This window comes from Solitalea agri (genome assembly GCF_023914155.1).
GTDB lineage: Bacteria > Bacteroidota > Bacteroidia > Sphingobacteriales > Sphingobacteriaceae > Solitalea > Solitalea agri.
The window spans coordinates 1-26478 of record NZ_JAMWYS010000052.1; the positions used below are offsets into that span (position 1 = coordinate 1).

General features: G+C 38.8%; 27 protein-coding genes. 13 read left to right on the forward strand and 14 right to left on the reverse strand.

Annotation, left to right across the window (positions count from 1 at the left end; all coding sequences use genetic code 11):
- Positions 1-115 precede the first annotated feature (115 nt).
- A complete protein-coding gene (locus NF867_RS14220) occupies positions 116-412 on the forward strand; it encodes an antibiotic biosynthesis monooxygenase family protein (RefSeq protein ID WP_252588813.1) in 297 nt (98 codons plus the stop codon).
- A gap of 59 nt (positions 413-471) precedes the next feature.
- Here the strand turns inward: NF867_RS14220 and NF867_RS14225 are convergent, their stop codons facing one another.
- Positions 472-1461 carry an aldo/keto reductase gene (locus NF867_RS14225; protein ID WP_252588815.1) on the reverse strand — a complete coding sequence of 330 codons (990 nt, stop codon included), beginning with the start codon at positions 1459-1461 and terminating at the stop codon, positions 472-474.
- A 116-nt stretch (positions 1462-1577) separates the two neighbouring features.
- On the opposite strand from NF867_RS14225, the gene NF867_RS14230 reads away from it, so the two are divergent.
- Complete coding sequence (locus NF867_RS14230) at positions 1578-2288, forward strand: hypothetical protein (protein ID WP_252588817.1); 711 nt, start codon at positions 1578-1580, stop codon at positions 2286-2288.
- An 8-nt stretch (positions 2289-2296) separates the two neighbouring features.
- Here NF867_RS14230 and hemN read toward each other — a convergent pair whose 3' ends face one another.
- Together hemN and NF867_RS14240 are read right to left on the reverse strand one after the other, a co-directional pair.
- On the reverse strand, positions 2297-3661 hold the full coding sequence (hemN, locus tag NF867_RS14235) for an oxygen-independent coproporphyrinogen III oxidase (RefSeq protein WP_252588819.1): 1365 nt from the start codon (positions 3659-3661) through the stop codon (positions 2297-2299).
- 27 nt (positions 3662-3688) lie between these two features.
- Positions 3689-3826, reverse strand: a complete 138-nt coding sequence (locus NF867_RS14240; RefSeq protein WP_252588821.1) for a hypothetical protein — start codon at positions 3824-3826, stop codon at positions 3689-3691.
- Between NF867_RS14240 and NF867_RS14245 the strand changes: the two genes are divergently transcribed.
- The 4 genes from NF867_RS14245 (at position 3817) to NF867_RS18505 (ending at position 6463) form a co-directional block, all read left to right on the forward strand.
- Positions 3817-4875 carry an ABC transporter permease gene (locus NF867_RS14245; protein ID WP_252588823.1) on the forward strand — a complete coding sequence of 353 codons (1059 nt, stop codon included), beginning with the start codon at positions 3817-3819 and terminating at the stop codon, positions 4873-4875. The two genes, NF867_RS14240 and NF867_RS14245, sit on opposite strands and share 10 nt — an antisense overlap.
- Before the next feature lie 34 nt (positions 4876-4909).
- Positions 4910-5416 (forward strand): shikimate kinase, encoded by a 507-nt coding sequence (locus tag NF867_RS14250; RefSeq protein WP_252588825.1) that lies wholly within the window; start codon positions 4910-4912, stop codon positions 5414-5416.
- A 523-nt stretch (positions 5417-5939) separates the two neighbouring features.
- Entirely contained in the window at positions 5940-6176 is a 237-nt protein-coding gene (locus NF867_RS14255) for a hypothetical protein (RefSeq protein WP_252588827.1), read from the forward strand.
- On the forward strand, positions 6161-6463 hold the full coding sequence (locus NF867_RS18505; protein WP_380725418.1) for a type II toxin-antitoxin system RelE/ParE family toxin: 303 nt from the start codon (positions 6161-6163) through the stop codon (positions 6461-6463). The genes NF867_RS14255 and NF867_RS18505 overlap by 16 nt, the downstream gene beginning before the upstream one ends.
- Before the next feature lie 150 nt (positions 6464-6613).
- Here NF867_RS18505 and NF867_RS14260 read toward each other — a convergent pair whose 3' ends face one another.
- A complete protein-coding gene (locus NF867_RS14260) occupies positions 6614-7591 on the reverse strand; it encodes a c-type cytochrome (protein WP_252588829.1) in 978 nt (325 codons plus the stop codon).
- A gap of 323 nt (positions 7592-7914) precedes the next feature.
- Between NF867_RS14260 and recQ the strand changes: the two genes are divergently transcribed.
- The 4 genes from recQ to NF867_RS14280 all read left to right on the forward strand — a co-directional run bounded on the left by recQ (position 7915) and on the right by NF867_RS14280 (position 12429).
- A complete protein-coding gene (recQ, locus tag NF867_RS14265; protein WP_252588831.1) occupies positions 7915-10047 on the forward strand; it encodes a DNA helicase RecQ in 2133 nt (710 codons plus the stop codon).
- Positions 10048-10115: 68 nt separating this feature from the next.
- Complete coding sequence (locus NF867_RS14270; RefSeq protein ID WP_252588834.1) at positions 10116-11753, forward strand: hypothetical protein; 1638 nt, start codon at positions 10116-10118, stop codon at positions 11751-11753.
- 221 nt (positions 11754-11974) lie between these two features.
- Positions 11975-12148 carry a hypothetical protein gene (locus tag NF867_RS14275; RefSeq protein ID WP_252588836.1) on the forward strand — a complete coding sequence of 58 codons (174 nt, stop codon included), beginning with the start codon at positions 11975-11977 and terminating at the stop codon, positions 12146-12148.
- The gene (locus NF867_RS14280; protein ID WP_252588837.1) at positions 12142-12429 is read left to right on the forward strand and encodes a type II toxin-antitoxin system RelE/ParE family toxin; all 288 of its coding nucleotides are present in this window, start codon (positions 12142-12144) and stop codon (positions 12427-12429) included. Before NF867_RS14275 ends, NF867_RS14280 begins: the two co-directional genes overlap by 7 nt.
- 126 nt (positions 12430-12555) lie before the next feature.
- Here NF867_RS14280 and pepT read toward each other — a convergent pair whose 3' ends face one another.
- From pepT to NF867_RS14320, 9 genes are all read right to left on the reverse strand, one after another.
- Positions 12556-13800 (reverse strand): peptidase T, encoded by a 1245-nt coding sequence (gene pepT / locus NF867_RS14285; protein ID WP_252588839.1) that lies wholly within the window; start codon positions 13798-13800, stop codon positions 12556-12558.
- Positions 13801-13920: 120 nt separating this feature from the next.
- A complete protein-coding gene (locus NF867_RS14290; protein ID WP_252588841.1) occupies positions 13921-14427 on the reverse strand; it encodes a phosphoribosyltransferase family protein in 507 nt (168 codons plus the stop codon).
- A gap of 64 nt (positions 14428-14491) precedes the next feature.
- Positions 14492-14863, reverse strand: coding sequence for a hypothetical protein (locus tag NF867_RS14295; protein ID WP_252588842.1), 372 nt, complete (start codon positions 14861-14863; stop codon positions 14492-14494).
- 5 nt (positions 14864-14868) lie between these two features.
- Positions 14869-16278, reverse strand: coding sequence for a 23S rRNA (uracil(1939)-C(5))-methyltransferase RlmD (gene rlmD, locus NF867_RS14300; RefSeq protein WP_252588844.1), 1410 nt, complete (start codon positions 16276-16278; stop codon positions 14869-14871).
- 499 nt (positions 16279-16777) lie between these two features.
- Complete coding sequence (locus NF867_RS14305) at positions 16778-17362, reverse strand: TetR/AcrR family transcriptional regulator (protein ID WP_252588846.1); 585 nt, start codon at positions 17360-17362, stop codon at positions 16778-16780.
- 14 nt (positions 17363-17376) lie between these two features.
- Positions 17377-18414, reverse strand: coding sequence for a phenylalanine--tRNA ligase subunit alpha (pheS, locus tag NF867_RS14310; protein WP_252588862.1), 1038 nt, complete (start codon positions 18412-18414; stop codon positions 17377-17379).
- 160 nt (positions 18415-18574) lie between these two features.
- The gene (locus NF867_RS14315) at positions 18575-20914 is read right to left on the reverse strand and encodes an outer membrane beta-barrel protein (protein ID WP_252588864.1); all 2340 of its coding nucleotides are present in this window, start codon (positions 20912-20914) and stop codon (positions 18575-18577) included.
- A 65-nt stretch (positions 20915-20979) separates the two neighbouring features.
- On the reverse strand, positions 20980-21177 hold the full coding sequence (locus NF867_RS18510; protein ID WP_380725430.1) for a chitin binding peritrophin-A domain-containing protein: 198 nt from the start codon (positions 21175-21177) through the stop codon (positions 20980-20982).
- On the reverse strand, positions 21155-21478 hold the full coding sequence (locus NF867_RS14320; RefSeq protein WP_252588866.1) for a hypothetical protein: 324 nt from the start codon (positions 21476-21478) through the stop codon (positions 21155-21157). The genes NF867_RS18510 and NF867_RS14320 overlap by 23 nt, the downstream gene beginning before the upstream one ends.
- A 281-nt stretch (positions 21479-21759) precedes the next feature.
- On the opposite strand from NF867_RS14320, the gene recJ reads away from it, so the two are divergent.
- From recJ to NF867_RS14335, 3 genes are all read left to right on the forward strand, one after another.
- Positions 21760-23454 carry a single-stranded-DNA-specific exonuclease RecJ gene (gene recJ, locus NF867_RS14325; protein ID WP_252588868.1) on the forward strand — a complete coding sequence of 565 codons (1695 nt, stop codon included), beginning with the start codon at positions 21760-21762 and terminating at the stop codon, positions 23452-23454.
- A 67-nt stretch (positions 23455-23521) separates the two neighbouring features.
- On the forward strand, positions 23522-24259 hold the full coding sequence (gene lptB / locus NF867_RS14330) for an LPS export ABC transporter ATP-binding protein (RefSeq protein WP_252588877.1): 738 nt from the start codon (positions 23522-23524) through the stop codon (positions 24257-24259).
- A 26-nt stretch (positions 24260-24285) separates the two neighbouring features.
- Positions 24286-25809 carry a GH3 auxin-responsive promoter family protein gene (locus tag NF867_RS14335; protein WP_252588879.1) on the forward strand — a complete coding sequence of 508 codons (1524 nt, stop codon included), beginning with the start codon at positions 24286-24288 and terminating at the stop codon, positions 25807-25809.
- Between the two features lie 24 nt (positions 25810-25833).
- On the opposite strand, the gene NF867_RS14340 is transcribed toward NF867_RS14335, so the two are convergent.
- On the reverse strand, positions 25834-26475 hold the full coding sequence (locus tag NF867_RS14340) for a class I SAM-dependent methyltransferase (protein WP_252588880.1): 642 nt from the start codon (positions 26473-26475) through the stop codon (positions 25834-25836).
- Positions 26476-26478 lie beyond the last annotated feature (3 nt).

A 26478-nucleotide genomic window follows, 5' to 3' on the forward strand; every position in this document is an offset into this window, starting at 1 on the left:
TCTTAGTGTACTTTTGCTTCCTTTCTCATTTTAAATCTAACCATAACAAATCTAAAGGAGCGTAGTCGAAGGCCAAACCACATTAGCTATTAAATTACCCTGCGAGAAAATTAAAATGATATTAGAAGCAGCATTACTCCATGTAAAACCCAGCCACGAACAACAGTTCGAACATGATTTTGCCATTGCCGGCCAATATATAAGTGTCATTAATGGTTACAAAGGGCATAGCTTACATAAATGCATGGAGCAAGAAAATAAATACTTGTTGCTGGTCAACTGGGAAACTCTCGAAGATCACACGATCGGCTTCAGGCAATCAGCTGAATATTTGGAATGGAAGAAACTGCTCCATCATTATTACGATCCTTTTCCGGTTGTCGAGCATTTTGAAAAGGTATTGGAAAATTAACGAAAAAGCCATCCCTGTTTTCTAAGGACGGCTATTTCGTTAAACTCTTCTATTCAAAATTACTGATTCACTATTTTCATTCCTGCTTCATTATACCGGTCTCCGGCAACAGCGCCTTTTGGTAAAATGGCTTCTAATGTTTTTAAGTCCTCCGCAGTTAAATGCACATTCAGGGCTGCGACGTTTTCTTCCAGATATTTGATTCGTTTGGTGCCAGGTATAGGGAATATATGATCACCATGAGCCATTACCCAAGCCAAAGCCAACTGCGAAGGTTTACAGCCTTTTTCCATCGCCAATTCTTCAATTTTGAAGACGAGTTGCAGATTCTTGTCAAAGTTTTCTCCCTGGAAACGAGGCGAAACTCTTCGGTAATCATCTTTGGCCAGGTCTTCGAACTTCTTTATTTGTCCGGTTAAAAAGCCTCTTCCCAGCGGACTGTAAGCTACAAATGCAACACCCAGCTCTTTACAAGTTTCTAGTAACCCATCTTCCGGGTCGCGGCTCCATAGTGAATATTCGCTTTGTACAGCGGTAATTGGATGAACTGCATGTGCTTTGCGTAAAGTGTCTGCAGAAACTTCAGATAACCCTATTCCTTTGACTTTGCCTTGTTTTACCAGTTGTCCCATTGCTTCAACAGTCACTTCAATAGGAGTGGCCGGATCTTGTCGGTGCAAATAGTACAGATCGATCACCTCCACCTGAAGCCGTTTTAAACTTGCTTCACAAGCTGAGAAAACATAATCAGGTTTTCCATTAATGCCGCGTTTTGTTGGATCATTCGGGTCGCGTTGTATGCCGAATTTGGTTGCCAGCGTGATGTTATTTCTAATTCCTTTGAGTGCTTTTGAAAGTAATTCCTCATTATGAAATGGGCCGTACATATCAGCGGTGTCCCAAAACGTCACTCCTAAATCATAGGCTCTTTGTAGTGTTTTAAGCGAAGTTTCATCATCTTTTGCACCATAAAACTCACTCATCCCCATGCATCCTAGTCCCAGTTCAGAAGCTGTTAACCCTTGACTGCCCAATGCTTTTGTTTTCATGTTTAATGGAAGTTTTTAGTTTAAAACATAGTTAACAGCTGTCTCCTTTAATATGTTTTGGTATAGAATTAAATAAATGCTATTTCTTATTTTGAACTTTTATTGATTCTGATTAAATGAGAAGATCATTAGTTTACCTGTTAGTCGTGTTTACAATTCTGTCTGGGTGTAAAAAATCAAATGAGGATGGTAATAATTATATAGAGGCCAAACCATTGTTTTTTGCACTTCATAATGGTAGCTGGTTGGATAATAAATGGATTAGAGATCCTAAAAATCTCATTGCTATACATGAAACCCTAAAAAATGTGGGTTACATGAATCTGTTAGATGATGAATTTCTTTTTGATGAAAACATAAATATTCATGATATCTATATAAATAAACAATTCGGTCAATTGCTGGATAGCCTTCAGCTTACATATAGCCAAAAAAGTATTACTAAAAAATACTATCGCGAATTTTGGGAAAGACGTAAGAAAGAGAGAAATGACAGTATAGTATTTGTGATTATTAAAGACATAAACTTTGCACTAAAAAACAAGCTAGGATCAGGAGTCTTATCAATCGATTCGAAGCCAGAATTGGTCAACGATACTTTATATCATTTGTTAAATATAGAATATCGTTCCGACTCGCTTAATGAACAATTAGCATTGAAAGATTTTGAAACACTCCGAAAGTTGGGGTTTCACCAATCCGCTTATAACTTACTTTTTAATCGCTACAAGTATCAAGACCTTAAGTGGAATAGGGATAGTTTAAAGAAAACCTTAAAACATTCAAAGTCCTATTCCGAAGTATGGTTTCAGGATGATACTAAATGATATTGTTCTTATACCGTCATTGAAAATAAGCGTGTTTCAGGTTGTTTGCGAGTCAGCCTCAGGTCAAAGGCCATGCAAATGTTTCGTACAAAAGGAACACCTTCGGTGGTTATTGATAATCCATTCCGGGTAAAAGTAAGTAACCCGTCTTCTTCCATTTCTTTCAGCGACAGAATAACTGTAGGTAATTCGGGGAACTGCAGCTCATGGCTTTCCCAGGAAGTTTGGAGCGTGCACATCAGGTTTAGGATATGCTTCCGAATGATCAGGTCTTCGTTGTTAAGTAAATGTCCTCTATATATTGGGAGTTGGTTTTGTTCAATTAAGGCGTAATATTCTTCAAGCGTTTTTACATTTTGGGCAAAGGCAAACCATGAATCACTAATCGATGAAACACCCAAGCCGATCATTAATTGCGTTTTTGAAGAAGTATAACCCATAAAATTACGGTGAAGCTTTTTGTTTTGCAGCGAAGTATATAAGCTATCTGTTTTCAAAGCGAAATGGTCCATGCCAATTTCGGCGTAGCCATTTTCTTCAAGTAATAATTTACCAAGGTTATAGAGCGAACGCTTTTCGTCATCTTTTGGTAGGTCGTTTTCATCAAAACCACGTTGTCCGTTGCCTTTAATCCAAGGAACATGGGCGTAGCTGTAAAAAGCAATTCTATCAGGTTTTAATAAGTTGGTTTTCTCAATAGTTTCGGCTATGCTTAAGCGGGTTTGCTTCGGTAATCCGAAAACCAGGTCGTGGCCAATTGACTCATAACCAATTTCGCGCGCCCAGTTATGTACACGCTCTACATTTTCAAATGGTTGAATACGATGAATAGCTTTTTGAATTACCGGGTCGTAATCCTGAACACCAAAACTTACTCTCTTAAACCCAAGGTCATAAAGTGTTTGCAAATGCTCTCGAGTGGTATTATTCGGATGCCCTTCAAAACTAAAGTCCCATTCAGTACTTCTGTCGGCCAGTTCAAATAAACCGTTGATAAGTTTTTTTAGTTGCTCAGGAGCGAAAAAGGTGGGAGTGCCCCCTCCTAAATGAATTTCTTTAATGATAGGCCTGCCTCCAAACAAATCAACATATAGCTTCCATTCTTTGAGCAGCGCGTTAATATAAGGCGACTCGACAGTATGATTGGTGGTTATGCGTTTGTTGCAGCCGCAAAAAGTACAAAGGCTCTCACAAAATGGCAGGTGGATATAGAGGCTGATGCCTTCAGTTGAATTGCTTTGTTTAAATGCTTGATTTACTGATAATTTCCAGTCTTCAGCAGTGAATTGAAGTTCGTCCCAATAGGGTACAGTTGGGTAACTGGTATATCGTGGCCCTGGTACATTATATTTTTGGATAAGTTGATGATTCATAATACTTTATTAATATTCTTTCAAAAATCAGGCATCTGCAAAAAATAAAAACTGATAAAAATCATATTTAACGGTTTTTACAAATAAATGATTGTTAGTTGGACCAATACTCGAATGCATATTTTCCTTAAATTCGGCAGCTAGGTTAAAATCGAATGTTTTCATATATACTTAATAAATCTTTTTACGGCTTATTGGTGATGCTGGGCATTGTGGTGGCGGTCTTCTTTCTGTTCAATATTTTGCCTTCCGACCCTGCCCGTATGACTATGGGACAACGGGCCGATGTTCAGTCATTGGAGGCGGTGAGAAAAGAACTAGGACTCGATAAGCCAATGCCGGTTCAGTTTGTCTTGTTTTTAAATGATGTCTCTCCCATTGGGATTCATGGTGCTGATTCAACGAGTCAGGCTAAATATCATTATCAAAAACTTTTTTCGGTAGGTAAAGAGGATGTGTTGGCCTTGAAATGGCCTTACCTGCGCCGATCTTATCAAACCAAAAAGGAAGTATCTGAAATATTAAAAGAAGCGATTCCTAATACACTCGTTTTGGCGGTTACAGCGATGGTTTTCGCATCGGTTTTAGGAATAGCTTTGGGCGTGGTTTCGGCTATTAAAAAAGATACCTGGATTGACAAAGCCTCCATTGGTTTTTCGATCATTGGAATTTCAGCGCCTTCTTTCTTCGCTGGGATCATCATCGCCTGGCTGTTTGGCTTTGTTCTAAGCGATTACACAGGCTTAAACATGTCGGGAAGTTTACATAATTATGATCCGTTTAAAGGCGAAGTGTTAACCTTGAAGAATCTGTGGCTGCCGATGATCACCTTGGGTTTGCGTCCTTTAGCCATTATTGTGCAGTTAACACGCAGTTCAATGTTGGATGTATTGGCAATGGATTACATCCGAACAGCACGAGCCAAAGGGTTAAGCAATTATTCGGTAGTGGTAAAACATGCCCTTAGAAATGCGCTTAACCCGGTAGTTACGGCTATTTCTGGATGGTTCGCATCGTTAATTGCAGGTTCGTTTTTTATCGAATATATCTTCGGTTACAATGGCTTGGGGAAAGCTACCGTTGATGCCTTAGGACTGGCTGATTTTCCGGTGGTAATGGGGTCTATTCTTTTCTGCGGATTTATTTTCGTGGTGCTTAATATATTGGTTGATGTGCTTTACGGTGTGCTTGATCCGAGGGTGAGGGTGAGGTAAGAGCAATTTTAAAATTTAAAATCAAAATCAAAAATTGAAAATATTCTTAATTGGCTTTATGGGAGCCGGAAAAACCACTTTCGGCAAGCGACTGGCAAAAAAATTAGACTTCCCATTTTTTGACCTTGATCATTTAATTGAAGATATCACTGGCGGCTCGGTTGCCGATTATTTTGCCAAGAATGGTGAGGCGCAGTTCCGTGATTTTGAGAAGGAGGTTCTACAAAAACATGATTTCCCGGAAAACTTTGTGCTGTCGACCGGTGGTGGTGCCCCTTGTTTTCACGATAACATGGAGTGGATGAATAAAGCCGGCAAAACAATTTACCTGCAACTATCTCCTAAAGCTATAGCCGGCCGTTTAGAAAATGCCAAAGAAGAGCGTCCCTTAATTAAAGGTTTAAAAGGAGATGAACTGGTGCAGTTTATTGAACAACGGTTAGCTGCCCGCGAAGATTTTTATAAACAGGCCCATTTTATTGTTGATGGTTTAAGCGTTAATCCTGATGCCGTGATTGAGTTGTTAACGCGGCAGTGGTAGGGTAACAGGTTAACGGTGGTGGTATAAGTTTGTGGGACTTGAACGGAAGGCTGACTGACCTTCAGGTACTAACGGTTGGAACGAGAATCAACTGTGTCGAATGTCTTTAATTTGGTTACGCCGCATCGAACTATGTTAATGTTGTTTTCAATGAGCCTTTAACTAGTTTACTCTTTGCCAATAAACACTATGCTTAACTTTATGAAAAATACTTTACCTATATCTTTCATTTTTTGGTGACAATTTTGGCTCATGAAATCAAGCTGATAAAAAAGATCAACCTAAAAAAGAAAGCTCACAACCCAAAGAAAGGAGCCTGATGAAAATGATAATTCTGGGCTGCCAGAGCCACAATTTATCACTGACCCGGAACAAAAAAGATTGTTTTGGAATCTATCAAAATTTTAACTTAAAGTTCAATTGGCTTTTAAGGATTGAGCAGATAGTCGACAAGTGGTTGCTGAACACTCCTACTTCCATGCAAGGCCTAAAAGCAGTATATTTGATTAAAAGCAATAGATATATGTCCACTGTAGAATTGAGAAGACTGCTTATCGAGAAAATCAAAACAACTGAAAATAAGGAACTTCTTCAAGAGGTCTATCGACTGCTTGACCTTGAGGAAAGGGATATAGTGAAATACGATCTATCGGATGTTCAAAGGAACGCTATTAATGAGGCAAAAGAACAAATTAAGACAGGTCGGTTTTTGACAAATGATCAGGCCGATAATGAAATCGACGAATGGCTAAACAAGTAATATGGTCTTTTCGAGCACAATCAGATAGAAAGGAAATTTTGGATTATTGGCGGCAAAGGAACAAATCAACATCTTACTGCAAAAAGTTAAATCAGTTATTTAAAGAATCAATTAAGATTATCGCTGATTTTCCAAAAATCGGAAGGTCTACCAACGATTTCAATATCAGAGTGAAGATCGTTAAAGATTACTTGATCATCTACGAGGAAACTGCAACTCAAATATTGATCTTAACAATTTGGGATGGCCGTCAAGATCCCGAAAAGCTTCATAAAATTCTCAAGTAAAGACATTCTGCCTTAATCTTGTATCATTACTTGGATAAAATTATGGTGTCCACCCTAAACTGTCTTCCATGATCGCTGCATAAAAAACAATTCGCGTTCTGTTTAGGAGAGAGTAGCCATCCACTAAACAGAATGCGAATTTTATTAAGATTAACTGCGTGGTTTGAATTTTACTACTGAATTACTAATAGGCTTTATGGTACGCAAATATGCGTAGATAGCTGCCAGATCCTCATCTTTCATTTTCGCATACATGGTCCACGGCATCATAGAGTTGAAATCGGTTTCTGCAACTGGTTTTGCAATAGAGGAACTATCTCTAAACAACTTGAATTTATTCAAGAATTGCTCTTGCGTCCATGAACCAATTCCTGTTTTCGTATCGGGAGTAATGTTGGCCGTAGATAAAACCCCTCCTGGCATTTCAAATGTGCGTCCTCCGGCAAAGTCCATTCCTTCAAGATATTCGCCTTTAATAAGTTGTGTATGGCAATCGAAGCAGGATGCCGCAGTTACCAGGTACTTACCATATTTTATTTGATCGGCAGGTGAAGGCATTTTTTGAAGGTTCGCCTTAGCTGGAATGGTATTGATGATAAAGTTCATCGGGAAATCTGATTCCGATTCTGGAACAGAATTCTCAATAGACGGCAAAGTTCTCAGATAGGCAATGACCGATTTTATATCTTCTTCATCCAGTTTACCATAATTTGCATGAGGCATAACCGGGAAGATTGGCTTTCCATTTTTACGCACGCCTGTGGTTATGGCTCTGAAAACTTCTCCATCGGTCCAGTTGCCAATACCTGCAGGGGTAATGTTTGCGGCAAAATAGGTGCCTGGGAACCCCATTGTATGATTAAACTCATCACCACCTTGTCCTAAGGTGCCGGGAGTTACGGGACCCGAAAACTTGCTCCAATCACGTTTGCTGTGGCAATCCATACATACCATTACTGCGGTTGCCAAATACTCACCGCGTTTAATACGCTCAGGAGTAAGTTCAACTTTCATTTCTTGTGGCGGGCCAACGTTTGGTAAGGCCGTTTTTACATATACCCCCATACCTATTACTGCTACAACAACAAAGAGGAGTATAAAACCCAAGACTTTAAATACTTTTTTCATATAGATTGATTTATAGAAGTTTATGGAATTAAAATACAGTTTCAAGTTTAATATTCAAATTAATAGGCAGTTTTTTGCTCAATAGGATTATAATTTAAGTCGATAGACCATAGTCAATGGATCATACTGCTTGACTAATCTATAGATCATTGACTATCGACGATGGACAGTTAACTAGTGTTTAGAACCAGGCAGGCCATAACTTCTGACTCGATCAGGTCCATGGACTATCGACTATGGGCCAACAAATGCTTTATCTACAATCCTTCATTAAGGTTGAATAAAAGTGTTGTAAAACATCCTCGAATTCTCATTTTTGCACCATGATTGATACCGCCCGGGAAGTGCTGAAAAAGCACTTTGGTTATGATGAGTTCCGCCCGCTCCAAAATGAAATTATCGCTTCTATTCTAGCTAAAAATGATACGCTGGTATTAATGCCTACCGGAGGAGGTAAGTCCATTTGTTTCCAGGTGCCGGCATTGGTGATGGAGGGTTTGTGTGTGGTGGTTTCGCCGCTGATCTCGCTGATGAAGGATCAGGTGGATGCTCTTCGGATAAACGGGGTTGGTGCGGCTTATCTTAACAGTAGCCAGGAGTTTCAGGAGGAAGATCAGGTAATTGAGCAATGTTTAAACGGTGAAATTAAACTGCTTTATCTGTCGCCGGAGAAGCTGAAGTCAAGCATTCCGATGTTGGTCCGATTCAATATTCAACTTATTGCCATCGATGAGGCGCATTGTATTTCATCATGGGGGCATGATTTCAGGCCTGAGTATACCCAGTTGAATATTTTAAAGGAGCGTTTTCCTGATGTTCCCATTGTGGCCCTTACCGCTACCGCTGATAAGGTAACTCGCAAAGACATCATTCATCAGCTAAAACTTAAACGTCCCAACGTATTTGTGGCCTCGTTCGATAGGCCCAATCTTAGTCTTGAGATTAAAGGAGGTGTAAAAGGCAAAGAAAAGGATCGTGAAATTATCAGCTTTGTTCATCGTAAACGGCAGCAATCGGGCATTATTTATTGTCTTAGTCGACGTATTACTGAAGATTTATCGGAGAAACTGGTAGCAAGTGGCATTAATGCAGCAGCTTATCATGCCGGTATGAGTGCTGATGAGCGAAACGAAACCCAGGACGATTTTATCAACGACCGTATTCAAGTGGTGTGTGCAACGGTGGCTTTTGGCATGGGGATCGATAAGTCGAATGTTCGTTGGGTGATTCATTATAACCTGCCTAAAAATATTGAAAGTTATTACCAGGAAATAGGCCGTGCCGGAAGGGATGGGTTGAAAAGTGAAACCATACTTTATTACAGTTTAAGCGATTTGGTTTTGCTAACGCAGTTTGCCGAACAGGGCCAGCAGCGAGAGCTTAACATCGAAAAGCTACGCAGAATGCAGCAGTTGGCTGAAGCGGATATTTGCAGACGAAAGATCTTGATCAATTACTTTGGAGAAGCGTTTGAACAGGATTGTGGAAACTGTGACGTATGTGCTAATCCGCGCAAACATTTTGATGGAACAACTCTGATACAAAAAGCCTTGTCGGCTTTGTTCCGTATTAACGAACCGGTAGGCGTTAACATGTTAATTGATGTGTTGCGCGGATCACACAAGCAAGAATTAATAGAAAAGGGCTTCGATAAAATAAAAACCTATGGAGCGGGCAGTGAACTCAGCTTTAATCATTGGCAGCAATTTATTATGCAAATGCTGAATCTTGGTATCCTTGAAATGGCCTATGACGAAGGTTTTAGTCTGAAAAGCACAACCATGGGTAAAGAAATTCTGTTCGGAAAGAAAACCACCAATTTGGTTTATCCGGTGGTTCGAGAGGTGAAGAAAACAAAAGTGGTTTCGCTAGATGAACAAGAACGCTTACCTGCTCAAACGCCGGATGAGAAATTATTTGATGACCTGAGACGGTTAAGGCGTGAATTTGCCGAGAGGGAAGATGTGCCGGCCTATGCCATTTTTAATGACGCAACACTAGAACGCATGGTTTCTGAAAAGCCTCAAACGGAAACAGCCTTCTTAAGTATATCGGGGGTAGGGCAACGGAAACTGGAAAAGTACGGGCAAAAGTTTATGGAGGCAATTACGCTTCATATTAATCGTGGTCCCAGATCGCAACGTTCAAAAGGCGATACTTTTAAAGAAACCTTGCATTTATTACAACAACATTTTTCGCCAGAAAGAATTGCGATGGTACGTAAGATGAATATCCAAACGGTTTATTCACACATTGCGCAGTTGTATAAAATAGGGGCCGAAGTTGATCTCTTAAAGTTTGTTTCTATGGATGAAATAGAAAAGGTCCGCCTGGCTCAAAAAGCAATTGGAAAGTCAGAACAGCTTAAAGATTATTATGATTTTCTTAATCATGCAATTGATTATTATAAGATCAGATTGGCGTTAAGCTGGTTGGAAAGGAACGAAGATGTGTAAGTTGTTGAATAAAACCCTTTTTTAACGGGTTTTGCTTAAATTTAATTAACACCAATCTATCACTCTCTATGAAATCGCTCCGGTTGTTGTTCACAATTGTTGTATTATGCTATTACACCACCGTGTTTGCACAGCAAAAAACAGTGGATAGCGCCCAAACCTCCGCTATAAAAAGCCTTGAAAAACGACTAGACGAACAAGAAGAATTTAAGAAAAGGGTAAGTGAGGAGGTTAGTGATCAGTTTAAAGGCGAGCTATCCAAATGGTTGCTCATTATTGGCGGTGCTGTCACTGTTTTGGGTTACTTCGGAATAAAGGAATTTGATAAATACCTTACACGGGGCATCGAAAAGAAGATCGATATGCTCACTACGGAAAAGTTTAAAGAACAATTCGAATCACTCTCTGAACGTTTGGATCGTCTTTATAAACTTTTTACCCTTCGACTGAATCTTGATGAAATACGAAGAAGCGCCGAGGATAAGGAAAAACCCAAGTATCCTAAAATTGAAGAAACCATGGCCCTTGTTGATGAAGCGATGCAGTTGGGCGATGATACCTTTGCCGCATACGTCATCGATCGACTAGTGCCTATTCATTTTGCACAGAGTCAGTACGAAAGTCTCGATAAAATTTGGGTAAGATATAGCGATCGGATAAAATTCAGCGACTCAACCTATGCCAATATTGCCATAGCCTATATGGGGCTTTATATTGAAACCACGGTTCCACGTAATAAAGAACTATGTATAGTGGCTTGTGATAAAGCAAATGAAGTGATCTATGACTATGGTGTTCCTGTGGCTGTAAAACTTATGATTTATATGATTGATTATGATCGCAGTTATGTAGATGAAGAAAAGGAACTGGAGAAAACAAACGCCATAAAACTGTTGCGCCGGGTATCAACCGGTACACTTAATGTAATGGCCTATGAAACCTTCAACTATATCGATATTAGCAAGGATAAACCTTACTCAAAAAAATATGTAGAGCTTTTGTATAAGGTAGCTCCTGATGAAATGAAGGAACTTAAAGCAAAATATGAAGCTCATTTGAAGGCCTCGGGCATAACCCCTCCGGAGGCTGACAAGCAAATTGATGATGCTAATATCGAGAGTATTGTTTCGTCGATTACAAAAGGACAAAAACCAACGCTGGCTCAACTTGATACGCTGATTAACTCATTGTTAAAACTTGAAGATAAAGCGCAAATATTGCCTGCATTGCGAAACCTTGCGCAGTTGTTATATGTAAACTGGCATTATGATGAGCTTTACCATCTTTGGAAAAAGAATCTTCCCGAGTTAAATACTGATTTTCAAATTCTCTATTACTTTTCAGCTGCATTTATCGGAAAATACCTGAAAACAAAAGATAAAGTGTTCAGAAAAGAAACCTGGGATACCACCGAACGATGTCTTGTAGCTTTGCCTGATGCAGGTGGTCCAATGGCTATTAGAATTGCACTAGAGGCAGTTGATTACAAAAAAACAACCAGCAAAAAAGCTAAGGATGACCATCTGCTTAAAGCAAAGGAAATTGCTGCGGTGATAAACTCTTCAGCAGCCAAAGAGACTTCACAGGAGGCATTTGGGTATATCGAAGATTTGAATATTACCTATCCGGAAGAAAAGTTGGTAGAGGTAATATGGAAAATGATCCCGGATGAAATGGAGGCGATGAAGAAGCTCGCGACGGTCTGAAATTTTCATAATCGGGAGATGGGGCCTTTATTTGAGATAATCCCATTTCAAGTTTCATGCCTATTCATATGTTAAGTTGCTTTATCAACTCATTCAAAATGAACCGGACTTTGGAGCCTTCAGATTATTATATCCCGACTGGAAATAGATGGACTTGTTATCAATGCATTAGATAATGTAGTTGTTTAATAAAAACCATAAATTGGAAGAAAAATTGAAATATGAAAAGGGAAAAGGCATTGGAAGCTATCAGAGAACTTCCTCAAGAATTTGATTTGGAAGTGCTTATGGAAAAACTTGTTTTCATGGAAAAGGTTGAAGAAGGGTTAAAACAACTTGACAAAGGAGAGGTGATTGATCATTCAAAGGTTAAGGAAATGATCAAGAAATGGTAAAAGTTGTTTGGACGGATTTGGCATTAGCCGATTTAAAATCTATTCACGAATACATTTCAAAGGACTCAAAATTTTATGCTGATAGATACGTTGATAAACTCATCAAAAGGGTTGATCAATTAGAAAATTATCCTCAATCAGGAAGAATGGTTCCTGAGTTCAGTAAGGAATACATAAGAGAACTGATAGAAGGTAGCTATAGGATTATTTTTATAGTTGAGGCAGATCGGATAGGAATTATTCGAGTACATCATTCGGCTCAACAATTGAAAAATATCTAATGGTGGGCCAGCAGCTAACGATATAGATGTACTCCGTTGGCTGCGATAGACAACGGAGTACGTCTATCATAGTCCAGTCAGTAATATTTATGTACTGCTTACTGGAGACTGCTGACGGCAGTTACCTTATGCCTTTTCTTCCCAAACCTGGGCGATATTTACAATGGTTTCAACAGCTTTGTTCATATCCTGTATTGATACCCATTCGTGTTTTGAGTGAAATGCATGTTCACCGGCAAAAATGTTAGGGCAAGGCAATCCCATGAAAGATAATCGAGATCCATCAGTGCCACCTCTGATACTTTGTAACTTAGGATCCAATCCACTTCTGCGAATACCTTCCAATGCGTTCTCAATTACCTGTGGATGTAAGTCCAGCACTTCTTTAAAATTTCGGTATTGCTCGCTAATTTTTATCTCGTATTTTGAAAAAGGATAGTTGGCAATCACTTTATCAGCAATTTGCTTAATTACTTCTTCGTGTTTAGCCAGATTAGCCGTTAAATGATCGCGAATGATAAAGCTAATGCTTGCCTGTTCAACGGTCCCGCCAAACTCCACCGGATGAACAAAACCTTCTTTGTCTTCAGTAGTTTCAGGCGATAAATGATCTTTAGGTAAAGCTGATATTATTTCACCGGCAATTTTAATGGCACTTTCCATTTTGCCTTTTGCAAAACCAGGGTGAGAGCTTACTCCGTGAATGGTTATTTTCAATCCATCGGCGGAGAATGTTTCATTTTCTAACGAACCTAAAGTCTCTCCATCAATCGTATAACCAAAGTCGGCACCCAGTTTCTTCATGTCAACGTTATTCACACCACGGCCTACCTCTTCATCAGGTGTAAACAGAATCCTGATTTTTCCATGCTTAACTTCAGGATGAGTTATGAAATAGTTGGCAGCGTCCATTATCTCAGCAACACCTGCTTTGTTGTCGGCACCTAATAAGGTTGTTCCGCTGGCGGTAATAATATCATTGCCAATTTGCTCGGCAAGGTCAGGATGATCCGCTTTTTTAATTACCTGGCTTTGGTCGTCGGGTAATATTAAATCTTCTCCCTGGTAGTTTTTGTGGACAATTGGTTTTACTCCTTCGCCGCTACAATCAGGTGAGGTGTCAACATGTGAACAGAAACATAAAACAGGGACTGTTTTATCGGTTGTAGCAGGGATAGTGGCATAAACATATCCGAAGTCATCTAAATGAGCATCGTCAATGCCCATAGCTTTTAGTTCCTCTACCAAAATACGGCTCAGGTTTTTTTGCTTTTCGGTAGTTGGGGAAGCGTTTGAATGTGGATCAGATTGGGTATCTACCTGCACATAGCGCATAAAGCGTTCTGCTGCGGTGAATTTATAATTGTTCATAAGGTTATAAATTAGATTGAAGAAAAAAGAGCAAAGAAACAAGGTCTTATGGTAAATGACTTGTTCTTCACTCTTATTCTTTGATCAGTTAAAATTATTCTTTTAATATTTTGGAAGCAATTACGCTAAATACACAGCGTCTTCTTGTCCTTCAACTCCTAAAACGACATCAATATGCTCTTGCGCAACGGTTGAGAGTTCGAGTCCTACAAAGTCATTGTGAATTGGAAACAGTTTGTGACTGCGATCAACAAGTACAACCGTACGAACTTTTTTGGTCGGAATGTTTAAGAATAAACCTAAACCATAAACCAAGGTACGGCCAGTATTTAAAACATCATCAACAACGACAATCACTTTGTTTTTACATTCATCAATAGAAATATCGGTTGTAGCATTTAATGAGCTGCTGGTTTTCTCGAGCTCAACGTTTACCAATTGTACTTTCAAGCCACCAATCGACTCTATGACCTTTTTTAAGCGCTGTGCCAGTGTGTTTCCACGAGGTACAATTCCGGCAAGTACTATTTCAGTTTCTTCAAAATTATCTTCCAGAATTTGAATGGCGATACGATCGATTTTTTGCTGGATCTGTTTTTTGTCGAGAATCTTTATTCTTTCGGGCATATGTTCGATTTAAGAAATAAAAATAAAGGTTAAAAGGTCAATTGGCAACAGTGCTGATAAGTTACTATTTATAAGGATAGAATACGAAGTTGGCACCTTGTGGAACCACTACAAACAAGCACATGTATTGCTTTGGGTCCTTAAAATTGTTTACAAAGTATTCCTGACGTTCTTTGGCAATAACATTTTTCTCAATAAACTCCTCCAATGTTGAAGCATTGATATTCCATGAAGTTTTCAGTTCGTTCTTATCCAGGATTGTTTGTCCAAGACTTGCCTCATGCTGATGAGCCACAAATATCGGGAAGTCGGAAAGCTTTGCGTCGATAATGTCGAATGCTACTTCTCTGATTACCTCGTTGTATAATTGAAGATCTTTTTCCAGTCCTATTAATGGACTAGGACTTTGTGGTTGTTGTTCTTTTTCTAGCTCCATGTCAATTATTTTCTTTTTAGCAGTACCACGTTTTCAACATGTACTGTTTGCGGGAACATATCTACAGGCTGAATTTTTACAACGTCATATTTTTCGTTTAGCAAGGCCAGGTCGCGGGCTTGTGTTGCAGGGTTACAGCTTACATAAACCACTTTTTCTGGTTCCATCTCATTAATGCGGGCAACTACATCGGCATGCATTCCGGCTCTTGGAGGATCGGTGATAACAACATCAGGTTTTCCATGCTGAGCGATGAATTCAGTGTTTAACACATCTTTCATGTCGCCTGCATAAAATAAAGTATTATCAATGCCGTTTATTGCCGAGTTGATTTTAGCATCTTCAATAGCATCAGGCACGTATTCAACACCAATCACTTGTTTTACATTGCGAGCCACAAAATTGGCAATAGTACCAGCCCCTGTATATAAATCATATACTAATTCGTGACCTTTTAAGTCGGCAAAATCGCGAGTGATCTTATATAAATTGTAAGCTTGCTCTGAATTAGTTTGATAGAATGATTTTGGAGAGATCTTGAACTTTATTCCCTCCATCTCTTCAAAAATATGATCACGTCCTTTAAAGGTTATTACCTCCTGGTCGAAAATAGTATCGTTGCGCTTCTGATTAATAATGTATAGTAATGAAGTGATCTGTGGGAAAAGCTCATTTACATGATTCATCAATCCATTTATTTTCTTCTCGCTGTTTTCAGCAAATACAACGATAACCATCAATTCACCGGTGCTAGCGGTACGAATGATCAAGTTGCGAAGTAAGCCTTTATGCTCTCTTAAATCATAAAATGAAAGATGGTGTTTCAGCGCATAGCTTCTTACCTCATTTCGTATTTGGTTCGATGGTTCTTGTTGAAGGTAACAATGTTCTATATCAATGATCTTATCAAAACGTAACGGAACGTGAAAGCCCAATGCATCGGTCTGTTCAAGGTTGTCGCGGTTTTCCATATCTTCTTCCGTAAGCCAGCGCTTATTAGAAAAAGTGAATTCCATTTTATTGCGGTAATAGGAGGTTTTCTCTGAACCAAAAATAGGAATAAGATTTTCTGTACTAACACCACCAATGCGCTCCAAAGCATCAACAACCTGCTTTTGTTTAAACTTGAGTTGTGCTTCATAGCTTAAATGTTGCCATTTACAGCCGCCGCAAACACCAAAATGTGAGCAGAATGGTTCCGATCTGTATTCAGAAGCTTTGTGAAGTACATTAATTTTGCCTTCAAAAAGCTGTTTCTTTTTATAATTTACATTAATATCCACCACATCGCCTGGTACTGCCTTGTCAACAAAGATTACCCGGTCGTCATGTTTGCCTATAGCACGCCCATCATGAGCAATGTCTACTATCTCTACCCCTTGCGCTATGTAGGGTTCAAACTTCTTTTTTGCCATCAGGCTGCAAAAGTACGACTTCACCCCTAAATCCCCTAAAGGGGATGTCTATTATTTTATATAACCATCTCATTTGAAGGTTTATCGAATTCTTCTTTAGTGTTTTGGGCGAAAGTATCCAATTATGAATATGGAATAAAACGATCATAATTCTTATTTCAAGCGCGCAACACTCCAATAGGCGGTAAGCTACTCCCCTTTAGGGGCTGGGGGCAATAAAAAAACCCCGTCAACATTTCTGTTATACGGGGCTCAACCTAAACCAATTTATCTATGAAACTTTACAATTTGAACAGTTTAATTATGAAACGCCAAAAACCAACTTTTGGTTTGCTATAGAACTCAAATTTTTTTTCGAGTTCTAGCGAGAAGTCTTTAAGCTCGCGTTTCATAAGTTTGAACCTTAATTCATGATACAAAAATAGGGTATTTATACCGAAAACTAAAATGGTACAAAGGTAAAATTTATGTAAAACTTTGGCGATAAATGTAATAAAGCCTATACAAAGGCTCCTCTGATCAGATACGGGAGGATTTCATTCCGGAAAATAATGAAGTTTTTTTTCACATCAGCATCTGTTACAGAGGTGAATGCGAATGAAAACACGATGTTTTTACTAGCCGAAACTAAAAAATAGATACTTTTTGCGTGGTCGCTTCCAGCCTGAATATTTCTGACTTTCAGTACCATACTCATAATCAGGCTTTCTATTTCGGTAGAAAGATTTTTAAGAAAGGCCTGGGCATTTACTGATTCACGGATAAAACCCCAGCCGATAAACTCATTGCATGCAGTATAAGTTAATCGGCTGGTTTTTAATATTAAATCTGAAATTTCTTCGGTACTTAATCTGGGTTGACTAGCGTCAACGCTGTCGGCAAGTTCCTGAATATGTTTCTCAAGGTAATCCATAATGATCGCGTTGAGAATAAGTTCCTTGCTTTCAAAATATTTATAGATGGTGGCTTTGGCCAGATTAGCTTTGGCGGCAATTTCGTTCACGCTCGTTTTATGGTAACCATAACGGCGAAAAAGATGTTGAGCAGCGTTTTTTATGCTAATTGATATTTTATCTACGTCCATCTATTAAAATTTCCTTAAATAACTTCTGACTGGAATTGTTTAAGGAAACGAACATCGTTCTCAAAAAACAGTCGTAAATCTTTAATTTGATATTTGAGCATGGTGATGCGTTCAATACCCATACCAAAAGCAAAACCGGTATATTTTTTCGAGTCGATCCCGCAGTTTTCCAACACATTCGGGTCAACCATTCCGCATCCTAAGATTTCTACCCAGCCGCTGTATTTACAAACATTACAGCCTTCACCTCCGCAAATCATACAAGTTACATCCATTTCGGCTGATGGTTCCGTGAATGGGAAGAACGATGGACGGAAACGAACCTCGGTGCCTTTTCCGTACAGTTCCTGCACAAAATAGTATAACGTTTGTTTCAAATCAGCAAATGAAACATTCTCATCAACGTATAAACCTTCAACTTGGTGGAATATACAATGTGCACGAGCTGAAATGGCTTCGTTACGAAATACACGACCTGGCATAATGGCGCGGAAAGGAGGCTTTCCGTTCTCCATCATACGTACCTGTACCGATGAGGTATGTGTACGTAATGCAATATCTCCCTTGTCAGAACCGGTATCTTTTTTAATAAAGAAGGTGTCCTGCATGTCGCGGGCAGGGTGCTCTTCAGGGAAGTTCAAAGCAGTGAAATTATGCCAATCGTCTTCAATTTCCGGTCCCTCGGCCACGTTAAAGCCAATACGCGAGAATATCTCCGTAATTTCTTTACGCACCAATGAAATTGGATGGCGAGAGCCAATATTTACAGGGTTACCCGGTAAGGTTAAATCAATGCCGCTTTGTTGTTGCTGATGGTTTTCGAATTGTTCTTTAAAATCGTTCACCTTTGCTTCAGCAGCCTGCTTGCATTCATTTAATACTTTTCCTAAAGCGCGTTTCTCTTCAGGGGTGGTTTGTTTAAATTCTTCAAACAAATCACCAATAATTCCTTTTCTACCTAAAAACTTAATACGGAACTGTTCCAGTTCGTCGGCTGTTGTCGGAGTGAACGCGTTGATCTCCGTTATGTAACCCTCAATTTTCGATTGCATGCGGCAAAGATAAAATTTTTAAACATCCCTGTATAAATCAATAAGTCATAAAATAAACCAAATACTGAATAAGTACAGTTAATACAAGTTCATTTAACTGTACCCATATCTTAAAACCAGCGTAAACGGCTCACAAAGCTTAAATCAATATATTACCAAATTATTTCACATCATCTTTTTCTATGCCTTTTCCTTTCTGACTGGCAACCCGGCTTAAGCCAAAATTGTAAAACAATGAAAAACCTAAATTACCCTGACGGTTTTTGATAATCACATTTCTCACCAGTCCTTCAGCCTCATTTACGCTTTCAATTGTATTGTAAAATCTGTTGATATTGTTAAAGAAAATACTTGCGTTTACGTTTCCTTTGACATATGAAGCACTCAACCTGGTTGTAAAATACCCTTCATTGCGAAGCTGGAAATAATCACCTTTTGTATATTCAACTTTTGAACTTAATAAAACGTATTTTCCGGCATTATAATCAGCATCAATTTCGGCATTCCAGGGATAAGAGGTTGCAGTCAGCAACCCATTCTTAAACCGATTAATGCTTCCGTTTAGTGAAGGTGTAATCGTAATTCGAGGAAATGGTTTGTAGCTTACAGTGAGGGTCACAAAACCACTGTTAACTAAGCCAAGGTTATCATAGCCCGATACCACTACCGAGTCGTTTTCCACTTTACTATAGCCGGTAATTGCATCTTTTGTTCTATTGAAGCTGGAAGACAACGTAAATGTTAACTTCTGCAAATTCGCTAAATATAAGGCATTGACATACCAGTTACGTTCCGGCATTAAATTGGGATTACCTCTTATTATATTATTACCCGATTGAATATCATCAATTGGGTTCGTACTGCTTAAGCTAGGCCTTAACTGTTTATATCCTGTTGAAAAGCTAACATTATGGACTCCTTTATCATCAAGCTTTGCTTGAATGCTCAAATGAGGAGCATAGGTGAAAAAAGAATACTTCGTATTTGTAATGGCTGTAATTTTATCTTTACTGTAATCACTTTTCATACTGGCAAACATGGAAATCCGCTTTAACTTTCGGCTCCAGGTAAGAAAAAGGGCCGAAAAGTGATAGTTATTTTGCGATGCCCTTAACAGAAGTGAATCTGCCGAACCTTCTCGTTGCTTCAGATGATACTCGAAATTGCTTTCATGATTCCGGTTAAAGTACTTAAACCCGGCTTCAAAGGCTCCTAATTGTTTGTGAGTATACTCATAACTTAACATTGAGTAGAAATTCTTTTCTTCATCTTCACTCTTTTTAGAATAGTTGAATGTTGGCAAGGCGGGGCCGATTATTATCGACTCAAGCATTCTAGCATTATTATTTAGCGAACCATCCCAGTCAACGGAAAATTGTAATTTATGATCCTTTTGAGGTTGAAACAGATAGGTCAAGCCAGCTGAATATGCATTACCTGTTCCTTTTTTATTGTTTTGCGAAGTTATGCTTCTATAAAGGCTGATTTCTCTCCACTCTTGTTGCCCTCCATATGTTTCAGATGAATTATTGTTGGTTCTTAATCCAAATTCTGTATCCAGTATATGTTTTTTACCTAATTGATGGTTAGTATGAAGCCTGGTTGAAAAGGATTTGCTTTCGCTGTGGTTGCTATTTTGGGCTTGCAGAAAATTATTACTTTGCAAATAGGTAGTGCCACTTTCAGATTCAATTTTAGGCATGCTGTTAAAATTTATTGAGGTGAGCATCTCAAACAAATGCTGTTTTCTTTTTAAGAAAAGCGGAATACTAAGCAACTGGGTAGTTAAGTCAACCGAAGCATTTAGCGTTCCCCCTACACCGTCTTTAGCAGGGCTGTTTGAAACAAGATTAATAACTACTGCCCCATCCTGTTTAGGATCATAATACTCCAATTCTATTTGCGAAAACCTTACGGATGGCATTCGGAGGTAAGTTGACAAATTGGCCAGAAATGCATTTGATGCTATACCATTTATTTCAAAACCTACCCTTTTGCCCAAATATTTCACCTCCATCGATTGCTCATCAATCTCAATACCGGGTATTTGCTTTAAGGCTTCCCAAAGCTGCCAATGCTTTGCATTTTTTTCTTTCAAAAGATCCAGTTTTACTCCTTTTGCATCCTGCTTTAAACTTACAGCTTTTGCACTTACGGTTACTTCAGTAAGCGTTTGTTTTAAAGGGAGTAACCTAATTATGGCCGTATCTTTAATTGCAGCAAAATTGACAGTTATCAGGTTATTTTTATAATCGGCATGCCAACACACCACTTTAACCAATGGAGTTATTTTTAAAATCGAGTCCGGAATGAGTACGACTCCATATTCATTAGCCTCTACATCATGCAAAAGCTTATTATTCTCGGCCCTTATTAGTTTTACTATAGCTGCCGGCACGACCCTATTGGTGACTGAATCTTTCAGGCTAATGTATTTTTGGGCAAATAGCGCTGAGGATTGTAGAAAACCAAAGAAAAGCAGTAAAATATTTTTTTTCATTGAAATAATTAAAGATTTAGCCACCTATTAAATAGATGGCTAAAACATTAAAACTGTCTGAATTATTATTCTCGGCAACTACAAGGTTCTTCTTTTGAAATATCCCAACAATAGTTACAGGCGTCTAAAGATGCTTGATAAACCAAGCCTTGAGCACAATTTTGTTCATATGGTACGCCAGTAACACACTGCATATATTTTGTACAATCAGTTGGATGTGGATAACGTAAATGTTCGTTTTCATCCGTAAAAACCGGTATCACCTAATACTCTAGTCAGCCATTCTCCTCCAATTGCATTTTGATCAATTCTGGCAATTAAAAAATTTTCAGCAAGTTCATTTCTAAAGTTTGTTTTTCTAATCAAATCGGATTCAAACTCCTCACAAATTGAACAACCACTTTTATTTGATATTAATATTATACCCTTTTCTTCTTTTTTTGCTCGATCGACAATTCGGTTCCATGACTCGTTGTTTAAAACAATAAGTTGTCGATTTTCTTTACATGCATTAATGAATAAAATGATAAAAAGCAGCATGTACTTTAAATGAGTAATTTTCATAAACGTATTTTAGTAGGTGTCCTTATGTTTATCAGAATAGTGTGAGAAATTAGTTTTTACCCCATGTGTCATATTGTTTTTTTCAAAAACTTAACAGCTGATTGTCAACTATCCAGGAAAATACATTGTTGCAGAGGCCATTACTTTTCCACAAAATGGCTCTCAGCGTTCTGTTTTTCAGTAAAATACCTCATATTGAACCGCTATTCATTTGTTATATCATACATTAACAGAAAAACACATTACGTAAAAACTCTTATTTTTACCGATTGATTACAGCTATGGATAAAAGGTGGATTACACATTTGGATTATAATAATGACGTGGTAGACTTGTTGGAACAAGAACTGAATGTTTCGCCGGCTATTGCAAAGCTGCTTGAAAAGCGTGGCATTAGCACTTTTGAGGATGCAAAACAGTTTTTCAGACCTGATATAAACCATCTGCACGATCCGTTTTTGATGATGGATATGGAAAAGGCCATCGTCAGAATTGAACAAGCCATTAAAAACCAGGAGAAGATTCTTATTTATGGCGATTATGACGTCGATGGAACTACTTCTGTATCGTTGGTTTATAGTTTCTTCCGAAAGTTTTATAATCACCTCAATTACTACATTCCCGACCGTTACAAGGAAGGCTACGGGATTTCCTTTCAGGGAATTGATTATGCTAAGGAGAATGGGTTTACACTCATTATAGCGCTCGACTGTGGAATTAAATCAATTGATAAAGTTGATTATGCCAATGAGCGCGCGATTGATTTTATTATCTGTGATCACCACTTGCCCGGTGATGAAATCCCATCGGCTGTAGCGGTCCTTGATCCTAAGAGAAAGGACTGCGAATACCCTTACAAAGAACTTTCAGGTTGTGGAATAGGCTTTAAGCTGATTCAGGCATTTGCCGGGAAAAATCACCTTCCTTTCAGTTATCTGGAAGATTATCTTGATTTGGTAGCGGTAAGTATCGCTTCTGATATTGTGCCCATTACCGGCGAGAATAGAACGCTGGCCTTCTTCGGATTAAAACGTCTTAATGAAAATCCCTGTGAAGGACTAAAGGCTCTGATTGACCTTTCGGCGCAGAAAGAGGAGCTAACCATTACAGATATCGTTTTTCAGATTGGCCCGAGGATCAATGCTGCAGGGCGAATTGATGACGCCAAGCATGCAGTACATTTGCTTATTTCCGGTAACTCAGAACTGGCTACCGAAAAGGGACAAATTGTTAATCTGAAAAATACAGAGCGCAAGGAGTTTGACAACAGTATTACCGGGGAAGCATTGGCAATGATCGACAACGATCCTAGTTTGCAAAACCGTCGATCAACTGTTCTGTTTTCACCTAATTGGCATAAAGGAGTAATTGGTATTGTGGCTTCGCGTTTAATTGAGAAATATTATCGTCCAACCATTATTCTAACGGAATCAAACGGAAAAGCAACCGGTTCGGCTCGTTCAGTTAATGGATTCGATATCCATGAAGCCATCGGTGCTTGCAGCGATTTATTGGAACAATATGGCGGTCATAAATACGCAGCTGGACTAACCATCAGCTTAGATAACGTCGATGCCTTTATCGAAAAATTTGAGAACGTGGTATCATCAACTATTGAGGAACGTTCGCTATCGCAGGAAATCGAAATTGATGAATACCTCAAATTGGCTGATATAACGCCAAAACTGATGCGTATTATTAAGCAATTTGCACCGTTTGGTCCCGGTAATATGAAGCCAGTATTTTGTACTAAAAATGTTTGGTGCAAATTTGATCCGCAAATTGTAGGTAATAACCACCTTAAATTTACCGTTCAGCAGGCAGAAGGTTATAGTTTTGACTGCATCGGATTTAACCTTGGTCAGCATTATCAGCGTATTCGAAAAGGCATACCTTTCGATATTTGCTATACCATTGAAGAAAACAGCTGGAATGGAAAAACGACCATTCAATTAAGTGTAAAAGATATTAAATAACCCGTTTCCACTATATTTGGAGGCATAAATCAATAAATTCCTCGTAAGAGGTTTAGGAAAGCGTTCTATGCTTGAATTAAGAGCCGAAAATCTGGTAAAAACTTATAAAAAACGTACCGTGGTTAATCACGTATCGTTTAATGTTAAACAAGGTGAAATTGTGGGTTTGCTTGGTCCTAACGGTGCCGGTAAAACCACTTCGTTTTATATGATCACCGGTTTAATTAAACCAACTGAAGGCCATGTGTTTTTAGATGATCAGGAGATAACCTTTGATGCAATGTATAAACGTGCACAAAAAGGTATTGGCTACCTGGCACAGGAAGCATCGGTATTCAGAAAGTTAAGTGTGGAAGATAATGTGATGGCCATCTTGGAAATGACCGGATTGGGTAAAGAGGAGCGCCATGAAAAGCTGGAAAGTTTGCTTACCGAATTTAGCTTGCAGAAGGTGAGGAAGAATCGTGGCGACTTGCTTTCAGGTGGTGAACGTCGCCGTACTGAAATTGCCCGGTGTTTGGCTGTTGACCCTAAATTCATTTTGTTGGATGAGCCTTTTGCAGGGGTTGATCCAATTGCCGTTGAGGAGATCCAAACCATTGTAGCCAAATTAAAGACCAAGAATATTGGAATTCTAATAACGGACCATAACGTTCAGGAAACCCTTTCCATTACGGATAGGGCTTATTTGCTTTTTGAGGGATCGATATTGAAATCAGGTACAGCCGAAGAACTTGCGGCCGATGAACAAGTACGAAGAGTTTATCTTGGCAGGAATTTCGTATTACGAAGTAAAGTTTTGTAATTTAAGGCGTTTTAACCTGGGCTTTTATGCTGATCATTAATAATATTGTTTCATGGATAATGAAAAAGCGCATTCATCAGATTGAGCTTTTTATGAAATATCCGCATGAAGTACAAGAAGAATGGCTGTCGAACCTCGTTAACACAGCTCGCAGTACCGAATGGGGGAAACAATACGACTTTAGATCAATAAACACTCCCCAAGAGTTCAAACAACGCTTCCCAATCCAAAACTATGACACCTTAAAGCCATACATTGAGCGCATGATGCTCGGTGAAAAGAATATCTTATGGCCAAGTAATATCACCTGGTTTGCTAAATCATCAGGCACTACCAGTGATAAGAGTAAGTTTATTCCTGTAAGTGAGGAGTCGCTGGAAGAGTGCCACTTTAAGGGAGGCAAAGACATGCTGGCTATTTACTGCAACAATAGACCAGAAACAAAGATGTTTACAGGGAAAAGCCTCGTAATGGGCGGCAGTCATCAGATCAGCCACCTAAATGAGGAATCGTGTTATGGTGACCTTTCGGCAGTGCTCATTCAAAATCTCCCTATCTGGGCAGAGTTTCTTCGTGTGCCCGACCTTTCAATTGCTTTAATGGATGAATGGGAAGCCAAAATTGAAAAAATGGCTCATGCAACCATGAATGAAGATGTTACTAATATTAGTGGCGTTCCAACCTGGACAATCATCTTAGCCAAACGAATATTAGAACTTACCGGAAAAAGCAACTTGCTGGAAGTATGGCCAAATTTGGAATTATACGTTCATGGAGCGGTAAACTTTGCACCTTATCGCGAGCAGTTTAAGAAACTTATTCCTTCAGCCAATATGCATTACCTGGAAACCTACAATGCTTCAGAAGGTTTCTTTGGAATACAGGATCAAAGTGATAGCAGTGAAATGTTGCTGATGCTTGATTACGGCATCTACTATGAGTTTTTACCGATGGAAGACTATGGAAATCCATGGGCAAAAACACTTGATTTAAGTGAGGTGGAACTAAATAAAAATTACGCCATTATTATTTCTACCAACGGGGGATTATGGCGCTATTTGATTGGCGATACCATTAAGTTCACCAGCTTAAATCCTTTCCGAATACAAATTACCGGTCGTACCCGTCACTTTATAAATGCTTTTGGGGAAGAATTAATTATCGACAACGCCGAGCAGGCATTAACCGTTGCTACTAAAGCAACGAATTCGGTGATTAAGGACTATACCGCTGGGCCCGTTTATTTTTCGGAAGGAGAAAACGGTGGCCACGAGTGGATTGTTGAGTTCGACAAGCTTCCGGATAATATTGACAGGTTCCTAGAGCTGCTTGACGAAAACCTCAAAAAACAAAACTCCGACTATGAGGCCAAACGTCATAAGGATATAGCATTACGTAAACCAATTCTACACATTGCTCCACAAGGAACATTTTACAATTGGATGAAAAGTCGCGGTAAATTGGGCGGACAACACAAAGTGCCTCGTTTAGCTAATGACCGTAAATATCTGAATGAACTCTTGGAAATAATGGTTGAACAAGCAGTTTAGTCCTATAATGTGTTCAGAAATTTGTCAAACTGTAAAAATTAAAACCCAGAAATACTCAAGTTCAATAACTTCGATGTCTTTTGAAAATAGTTGAGCTTTCTCTCTAAGAAATTCAGCCGTTGGAAAGTTTTTCAGGATCAAATGAGTGCTTCCATCACTAAGACTTCGGGTTTGAAAAGTATTCCCTAATTCATCTGTTTTACTTACGGGAGTATTACTTCCCTCCACAAAATTATTGTCCATTAGCACAATCTTTCCTCCCTTCGCAACATTTCTACTTATTCTAGAAATAAACTTATCGAGTTCTTGTGTTAAAATATGGCTCCAGATAAATCCACCGAAAAGTGCTTCATATTGATTTTCACTCTTAAGGGAGTAAAAGTCAGCAGTTTTAAATTGGACATTATTTTGAGTATATGTCTTTGTTTTGGCAATGTCAATTACCGTTTGGTTGATATCTGTAGCAACGATCGAACAAGCTGTTTCTGCAATTGTTTCTGTCCAATATCCGGTACCGCATGCAATCTCTAAGATGGCCTTGTTCGTGAATAAAGTCTTTAGAAATTGTTTCGTTTTGATAAGATCTGACTGCCTTTCAGGCTTTGTATAAATACTTTCATACTCAGTTGCCCTTATTTTATAATAGTCTATCAAATTCTGGCTCATAGA